At 43.1% G+C, this 7,570-nt stretch carries 8 protein-coding genes and 1 riboswitch; of the genes, 1 reads left to right on the top strand and 7 read right to left on the bottom strand.

Annotated elements, in window-relative coordinates:
- Positions 1 to 295: 295 nt before the first annotated feature.
- The 4 genes from ACQCN2_RS19900 to ACQCN2_RS19885 all read right to left on the bottom strand — a co-directional run bounded on the left by ACQCN2_RS19900 (position 296) and on the right by ACQCN2_RS19885 (position 4,022).
- The gene (locus tag ACQCN2_RS19900; protein ID WP_426930692.1) at positions 296 to 1,174 is read right to left on the bottom strand and encodes a GNAT family N-acetyltransferase; all 879 of its coding nucleotides are present in this window, start codon (positions 1,172 to 1,174) and stop codon (positions 296 to 298) included.
- Positions 1,175 to 1,340: 166 nt separating this feature from the next.
- Positions 1,341 to 2,636 carry a nucleobase:cation symporter-2 family protein gene (locus ACQCN2_RS19895; protein ID WP_426930691.1) on the bottom strand — a complete coding sequence of 432 codons (1,296 nt, stop codon included), beginning with the start codon at positions 2,634 to 2,636 and terminating at the stop codon, positions 1,341 to 1,343.
- Positions 2,626 to 3,240 carry a xanthine phosphoribosyltransferase gene (locus ACQCN2_RS19890; protein WP_426930690.1) on the bottom strand — a complete coding sequence of 205 codons (615 nt, stop codon included), beginning with the start codon at positions 3,238 to 3,240 and terminating at the stop codon, positions 2,626 to 2,628. The genes ACQCN2_RS19895 and ACQCN2_RS19890 overlap by 11 nt, the downstream gene beginning before the upstream one ends.
- A 224-nt stretch (positions 3,241 to 3,464) precedes the next feature.
- Positions 3,465 to 3,567: riboswitch (purine riboswitch) on the bottom strand.
- 110 nt (positions 3,568 to 3,677) lie between these two features.
- Positions 3,678 to 4,022, bottom strand: coding sequence for a YhjD family protein (locus ACQCN2_RS19885; protein WP_426930689.1), 345 nt, complete (start codon positions 4,020 to 4,022; stop codon positions 3,678 to 3,680).
- Positions 4,023 to 4,294: 272 nt separating this feature from the next.
- On the opposite strand from ACQCN2_RS19885, the gene ACQCN2_RS19880 reads away from it, so the two are divergent.
- On the top strand, positions 4,295 to 4,441 hold the full coding sequence (locus ACQCN2_RS19880) for a BH0509 family protein (RefSeq protein WP_426930688.1): 147 nt from the start codon (positions 4,295 to 4,297) through the stop codon (positions 4,439 to 4,441).
- A gap of 52 nt (positions 4,442 to 4,493) precedes the next feature.
- On the opposite strand, the gene ACQCN2_RS19875 is transcribed toward ACQCN2_RS19880, so the two are convergent.
- The 3 genes from ACQCN2_RS19875 to ACQCN2_RS19865 all read right to left on the bottom strand — a co-directional run bounded on the left by ACQCN2_RS19875 (position 4,494) and on the right by ACQCN2_RS19865 (position 7,567).
- Complete coding sequence (locus ACQCN2_RS19875) at positions 4,494 to 5,387, bottom strand: pirin family protein (RefSeq protein ID WP_426930687.1); 894 nt, start codon at positions 5,385 to 5,387, stop codon at positions 4,494 to 4,496.
- Between the two features lie 46 nt (positions 5,388 to 5,433).
- On the bottom strand, positions 5,434 to 5,577 hold the full coding sequence (locus ACQCN2_RS19870; RefSeq protein WP_426930686.1) for a hypothetical protein: 144 nt from the start codon (positions 5,575 to 5,577) through the stop codon (positions 5,434 to 5,436).
- Positions 5,578 to 5,668: 91 nt separating this feature from the next.
- The gene (locus tag ACQCN2_RS19865) at positions 5,669 to 7,567 is read right to left on the bottom strand and encodes a stalk domain-containing protein (RefSeq protein WP_426930685.1); all 1,899 of its coding nucleotides are present in this window, start codon (positions 7,565 to 7,567) and stop codon (positions 5,669 to 5,671) included.
- Positions 7,568 to 7,570 lie beyond the last annotated feature (3 nt).

The raw sequence follows: 7,570 nt of genomic DNA, 5'->3' as shown, positions 1-7,570 counted from the left end.
TCTCCAATAAAGTTGAGTTGATTCTAAACTTCAAAACAGTTTTGCTTGGCTAGTGTTTGTTTCACTAAACGTTTATTGTTCAGTTTTCAAAGAGCATTTTGTCGTATAACCGACTTCATCTCGCGCCGTTCGACATTTTTCAACATCGTGGCGACATTTATAGATTCTATCAGGTTGTCTTCCGAAAGTCAACGGTTTTTTTATCGATTCGCAAATCGTTTAAATCAACGTATCTCTTTCGTGAAGCGACAAAATGCATCTTATCACGTCTTACAAAGCAAAATCAACAGGTAATTTAATCCATACCTCTTGTCATCCATACTTGCTCTGCCCGCTTCGTAAATCCCCAATTACACAGGACTGCTGTGAGTAGCTCATTAGACGCAGGGGTGTTCACAGTACTCCGCTGATACGATTGGTCAAGCGGTACATAGACTTCGGATAATAAGCATCTCATGATGGATTGAGCATCAAGACAACTAGGATTCACTTCAGCTTGGAAAAGAACAATTCCGGTTTGTTTTCCCTCCGGATCAAAGGTCCTCTTAAACAAAGCATAGGCGAGTTGCTCACCTGATTGATTCATTAGAATAAGAGACTCTCCATCTCGAACACTCGCCCATTGAGTCTGCCATGCAACCCGCTCCCGATAAAAGCCAAGTGATCGCACATCTTGCGGAACCCCTTTTTGAACGGTAACTCCATCAAGAAGCTGCCCTCCCTCCATCGGCAATACTCCCGTATGCGTATAAAAAACCAATTCATCAACAATCTTGTATCCCATTTTCTGATACAGCTGAATGGCCTTTTCGTTGGCTTTAATCGCCTCCAGTGTAGCCACATTCACCTGTTCCTCGCGATACACATCTAAGGTTGCCTGCATCAATTGACGACCCACACCTTGATGACGGTACTCTGGAATGACTCCAGTCCCACCGTTCCAAGCGATTTTTTGATCACCCGAGGTCCGAATTCCATTGAGTACGAAACCAACCGCCTGCTCCTTATCAAAAGCAACCACCGAATGCTCGGGAGATAGACCCTCGTTGGCCATACGCTGGATAAAGGCGGTTAAATCTAAATTTACAGGGAAGAAATAACCTTCAAACCCTCGGTTCCACACCTTCACCGCTTCTAGAAACGTGCACTCACTCAGCCGCTTAATCGTCAACATCTTCATACCTCCCTAGAATGTGATTACTACCATTCAAAATATTTTTAATTATAAAATAATTTGTATTGATCTTATTCTAGCACACATCAATAAGCGATGCATGAAATTTTTGGATAGAAAAAAGGACCTTCCCCAGCCGTCGGAAGGTCCTTCACTATATGAGTCTTTAATTCACAGAGGTTTGCGCCGGAATGGATGCGGCTTTTCTGTTGTGCATGAGCAAAATATTCAGGACGACAGCAGTTACTGAGCCAGTTACGATTCCGTTTTGCAAAAGCATCTTGGCCATATCAGGAAGCTGGTTGAACATTTGAGGAACAGCGGCAGAGCCCAGTCCAACAGCGATACTGCATGCGGCGATCAGAAGATTTTCATTTTGGCGCAAGTCCACGCTGGACAAAATATTGATCCCTGATGCGACCACCATCCCAAACATCGCGATCATCGCCCCACCCAAAACCGGGTTCGGAATCACGGTTGCCATGGCTGCAATCTTCGGTAGCATCCCGAGAACCACTAGGATACATCCTGCGGCGATAATCACGTCACGAGTTTTGACGCGAGTAAGGGAGACCAGGCCGACATTTTGCGAATAGGTGGTATACGGGAACGCGTTAAAAATACCGCCTAACAGAATGGCAATCCCCTCGGCGCGCAGTCCTTTTACCACATCTTGTTCGCCAACTTCTGTCTCTGTGACTTTTCCAAGCGCGAAGTAGACACCCGTAGACTCGACCATGCTGATGATACAAACCAGAATCATCGTCAGAATCGCCCCAATATTAAACTGGGGAACACCAAAGTAAAACGGATGCACAATATTCACTAGTGAGCTTTTCTCGACATTCTCAAAGCTGACCATGCCCATGAAATAAGCAATCACTGTACCTACGATAAGCCCAAGAAGAACGGAGATGGAGCGAACAAAGCCTTTGGAAAAACGATTAATCAATAAAATAATTACTAACGTACCAAGAGCCAACAAAAGGTTACGGGGCTGGCCAAAGTCCGGCATGCCTTGTCCACCCGCAGCGTTATTCATCGCAACAGGAATCAGCGACAACCCAATGATGGTAACGACTGAACCCGTCACGACAGTCGGAAAAAATCTCAACAACTTACCAAAAAGCGGCGCAGCCAACAAGACAAAAATCCCAGCCACGATAATGGAACCATAAGCCGTAGCCAAATTGGAGGACTGCGCGATCGCGATGATCGGACCTACTGCGGTAAACGTACAGCCAAGGACAACCGGCAAGCGAACCCCTACATACTTGGTGCCAATGACTTGCAACAGTGTAGCGATCCCGCAGGTAAACAGGTCAGCTGCAATCAGGTAAGCCAACTGTTCTGGAGATAGGTTTAGCTGGCTACCAATAATCAACGGAACGACAACCGCTCCCGCATACATCGCCAAAACGTGTTGAAATCCAAGTGTGAAGACCTTTTGCTTACTTAGCATTCGTATAACTCTCCTTCGTTCTGAGGTTTGTTTCTTCTATAAACTGGATGCCTTCTGGTGACATCGATTGAATCCGAGCCAACGAATGGATGCGTACCCCCGCTTCCTCCAGCTTCGCTCTGCCTTCCTGGAAGCTTTTTTCGATAACAGCCCCTATGCCTACCAGATGCGCGCCTGACTCTTGAATGATCTCTTTTAACCCAATTAAAGCTGCGCCGGTTGCCAGAAAATCATCGACGACCAATACGCGATCTTGTGCATTGAGGTAGCGTTTGGATACGCTGATTTGATACGTCTCTTGTTTGGTAAAAGAATAAACGGGTGCCGAATACACATCTTCTGTCTGGGTAACGGCTTTTTTCTTCTTGGCGTAGATGAACGGTACTCCCAAGGCAAACGCTGTCGCAAACGCAAAGTGAATCCCACTCGCTTCAATGGTCAGTACTTTTGTAATTCTTTCATCCGCAAAAATTCGGGCAAACTCCTGTCCAATCTCTGTAACTAGCATGGGATCAACCTGATGATTTAGAAATGAATCAACCTTCAACACCTGGCTGGATAATACTTGTCCATCTTGGACGATGCGTTCTTGCAATGCCTTCAAGATTCTCTACTCCTTCGTTGTAAATTCAATTGGCTTCAATACATAAAAAGAAGCCCAGACGGACAGATCACCGATCACGTAAAAAACGCAATTCAAGTGAAACCTGTCCCTCTGGGCTTTTCTCCCTTAGGTGTAGCACAAAAAACGAATGTGCCAACCCCGCTCGGACCAGACTCCCTGTCCCTGTGCACCTTATCCAAGATGAACAGAGAAAAGAACGGAACCCTAGGGGCTCTTTCACTCGTAGTCAGACAATTTACGGTCGTCTGGTAGAGACTTTTGGGCCATATTCCCAACAATTATACGAGTACCGTATTACCTTGTGTGCATCCAATGTAACATAAAGCGGGCGACTCGACAAGGGTAAATTCCGAACGTTCGACTTATTTATTGTGCAAATTTCAACAAAACACATATATTCAATCACAAACAAACATTTAAAGTTCGGCTTTAATAAGTAAACTCTCCATCTTCTGTTGCATCTCTCCTTTAAGCTCACGAAATGTCATTCGAACCATCCTCGTCTGTTGACGATACCTCCACATGATAAAATGCTCATCACGCTCACGATATTCACCCAAGATTAGTATCCCCTGCTTACGCAACTTGCGATAGCTGGCATTCATCATAAAGCTGCTTCCGCTGATCAGATACTGAAGCATGGACTCATATCCGCTGGGAAATCGAACAGCTGAACCCACAATCACTTCTTTATCCGCTTGCAAATGTACATGCGTTTCACGCCAAACGAGCCAGCTTTTGATAAGGATTTCCTCTTCCACTGTCATCACCACATATAAGAACGTATGTTTGTATTATATGCGAAAAACAGGAATTATCCACTTGAAATAATAGTGAAAATACCCACCTCTCTGCCTCATGCAGAAAAAGTGGGTACTCGTTAAACAAATTCTGGACAACGATAACAGAGTTTTTTTCAGAAAAATCTGTATAAAACATTAACAAACCACATAGAACTGTTATATAATACAACTAAGAAAATGATATTTGTATCAAAACAGATGATGCAAATACGGTTAGAGGAGGAAGAGACATGATTTCACGGCAGGAACGCAAGAATATGATTGAGCACATTGCGAAGCGTTTGGGGTGGGAGATCGAGAAGTTCATCTTTATGACAGATGACGACGTGGAGTATTACTACGATCAAACATACTGTGAATTCGAGTATAAATGTTAAGCCATGCAGCTGCTGCCTGCATGGCTTTTTTCTTCCCTCTATACAGTTCCTATCAGCGATGCGGATAAAGTGGATAGTCAACCGCAATTGGTGTTTGAATCACCATCAGATGCAATTCATTGTGGTCTTTCGGTTGAAAATGAACGGTTTGGGTTGATTGACCATCGTTTTGGATCACGACAAAATCCTTATCGTGAAAGGCAGTAGCCTCGACTTCCCCATCCCCACGGAAAGCAAGTACTGCTAACGCATATCCTTCAGGCAGTTCAAACTGGTAGCTGCCACCAGACTTCACGAAAACGTCCCACATCTTGATGTCTGTCACGATATCAACCACTGAGCCGTCCCCAATGATAGTTTTGACGCGTTGACCTTCATTCTCTTCAATGGGAAACTCGTTATGCTCAAACTGGCGATACGTAGGTGCTTCATGAAAAGCCTTTTCCAAGTATGGTTCAAACCAAATCTGGAAGCCTTCCGCATCTGGGCCGATAATTCGTTCTTCGTGATACACCCCTGATCCCGTCTGCATCAACTGGATTCCTCCAGCCTCTACGACACTTCTTGTGCCTAGTGAATCGCCATGTCCAGCTTTACCCGATACCATGTAGGTCATGATCTCAAATCCTTGGTGTGGGTGTGGTGGAATGTACCCCTCTACTGGAGATTTCATCCATGCCCAGTAAAACAAAGGTCCCAAACGTTTCACCGCCGATCCTTCACCAGGAAATCCAATTGGTTTTTGTTCTGTAATTTTGCCGCCGTCAAATTCGCCTACCGCTTGCTGATCGGGAGTATATACTTGAATGTTCATGTCTTTCACCTCAGTTAATTTAATGGTTAGAAACTCATTGTGGATCATGACACTACAAGCGCTTGTTTGTAAGAACATCATACCAAAGTAACTTACTTTTGTAAAGTAAATATAAAAATAAGTGTTTCCCATAGAAAAAAACTCCTGATTCGAAAAATCAGGAGTTTTGCCAAACCTTTTATTGCAGACCTTTGGGAGCTTGACTAAAACCTTGCACTGGCTTGGAGGTATTTTGTTGCTTCGCATTTTGGCCGCTGTGATGGGCGTCTCCACCATGTTGAGCACTGTACTTGTCCGCCTTGCCCTTGATTTGCTTATGCATTCGTTTACGCCTCCTTCCCTAGGCTATGAGGTAGTCTGCGAAGAATGGGAAGGAACCATACACAGTATCATTGTATTTCTTGGTAGCTTCGTTATTTTAAAAACTTAAAGGATTCAAATGCCTTATCAATTCTTTCTAGATTAGCCTTGGAACGATTTTCATCCTTCATTGACATGTCAAACGCATAAGTAAATTCGCCTTTACTAAATAGGTAGGAAACCGTCTGCCATTTAAAGCCGTTACTTTCGATTTTGTACATATACTTATTGACGGTCACACCAAATTTATTTAGTGTCGTTCTCTCTGTTACTTGAAAATTGGCATTAAGTTGTTTTTTTTGTTCAAAATACTTTTCAAATTCTTTAGATGCGACGTCTTGAGGCATTGGCAAGATGACGAGGTTAAAATCTCCACCAAAAAAACTATAGGAAAGACCTCCCTCAACGCCTGCATCACCTTTCTTCCAATACTCGGGAATTTCAATTGAGTAGTTGAATTTTTCATTCTTGATGGTGATTGTTTTGGATTTGTCGATCATATCCTCATCTTGAATAAAGCCAAGGGAAGGATTCATCTTACTCGGATCAATCACAAGCGAATTTTTTACGGAACGAATAAGTGCATCTATTTCTTTGGCGTCTGAATCCTTCATATACCCAACTTCAACATAGTATTTGTAATTGCCTTTGAATAAAAAGAAATCATGCTCTAAATACCACTTGTCCCCAAAAGCCGTCTTATAATTACGTTCTCTGGCTGGAACGCCCGCCACAGTCGTTTGTTGAATCTCCTTGTCAGCCTCTATCGAACCTTCTGTTAATTCATCCCGATACATCTGCTCATGTCTGGCAACCCAATTGTCAAGCGTATCTTTTTCAGTAATGGATGTAATCTTGATTTTTACTACTTCAGAAAGGTCTTTATTTCCAAAATACAAATAGTCTACCCGATCATTTTTATCCCAGCTTGCCGGGAGCTTGAGGGATACACCAAAGTTCTCATCCAGGTAAGAACGGACATTATCCTTGACACCTGATATATCTTTGATCGTTTTGTCGTTCTGATCAAAAGAAGGAGTAAAACTATCCAACAAATCCTTAAAGACACGATATTTCAATTGGTTTTTATAGAGCTCTTCTTTTTCAAAAGTAAGCATGACGTAATAAATTTTATCCTTTTGCTGATAGGCTCTTTGTTCCGTAATGGAATTATCATACGCTTTGGTTATGGCTCTCGCGTATTGCAATTTCCCTTCTTTGACGAATCCCTTCGACAAAATCGTATCTTCTAAGTCTTCCGTCAATTTTTGCACGAGTCCATCATTAGAGAAGCCTTCCGGTTGATCCTCTTCAACATAAATTCGCAGAGAATATTCATTTTTCGCGTCTTTGAAGCTCACCCAATTGCCCTTGAAGCTCTGATCCTCCTTCACTAGACCGGATGGATATTTCATTGACCAGCTGTTATAGCTATCACCAATTTTGGTTTTACCCGTATCTTCATTGAAGGAGTTAGCCGGAATGGATTGGGTTCCGCTCGTCCCTGTGATCACGATGTCCCCGGTTTTCTTGTCATAAGCAATCGAAGCGCCTAATGAATCCGCGACAAATTTAAGCGGCACCATCATCGTATTGTTTTTTAATTGTGGGGAAACGGGTAATAACACTTCTTTGCCATTTACCTTGGCTTTGTTGCTTCCAGCTTTAAACTGGATGGATTTATTGCCGTAGATGAGACCAACTGTCTGGGTTTTTGAGTCAAATGATAAGGATGCCTCAAACGCTTTGGTCACCACACTCAAAGGAACCATTGTCATGTTATTCAACAGATACGGCTTTTCAATTGTGGCTGGCGCGCCATTGATCGAAACATCACTGCTGCCAACCTTTAACTTAATGACCACCTGAGAATTGGAATCTGCAAAAATAGCACTAGCATTCAAAGAAACTGCTAGGAGCATAACTATCAGAAAACTAACCAACTTCTTCATGAA

This window comes from Brevibacillus ginsengisoli (genome assembly GCF_050113715.1).
GTDB lineage: Bacteria > Bacillota > Bacilli > Brevibacillales > Brevibacillaceae > Brevibacillus_H > Brevibacillus_H ginsengisoli.
This window is presented reverse-complemented; position numbering and strand designations above follow the sequence as displayed.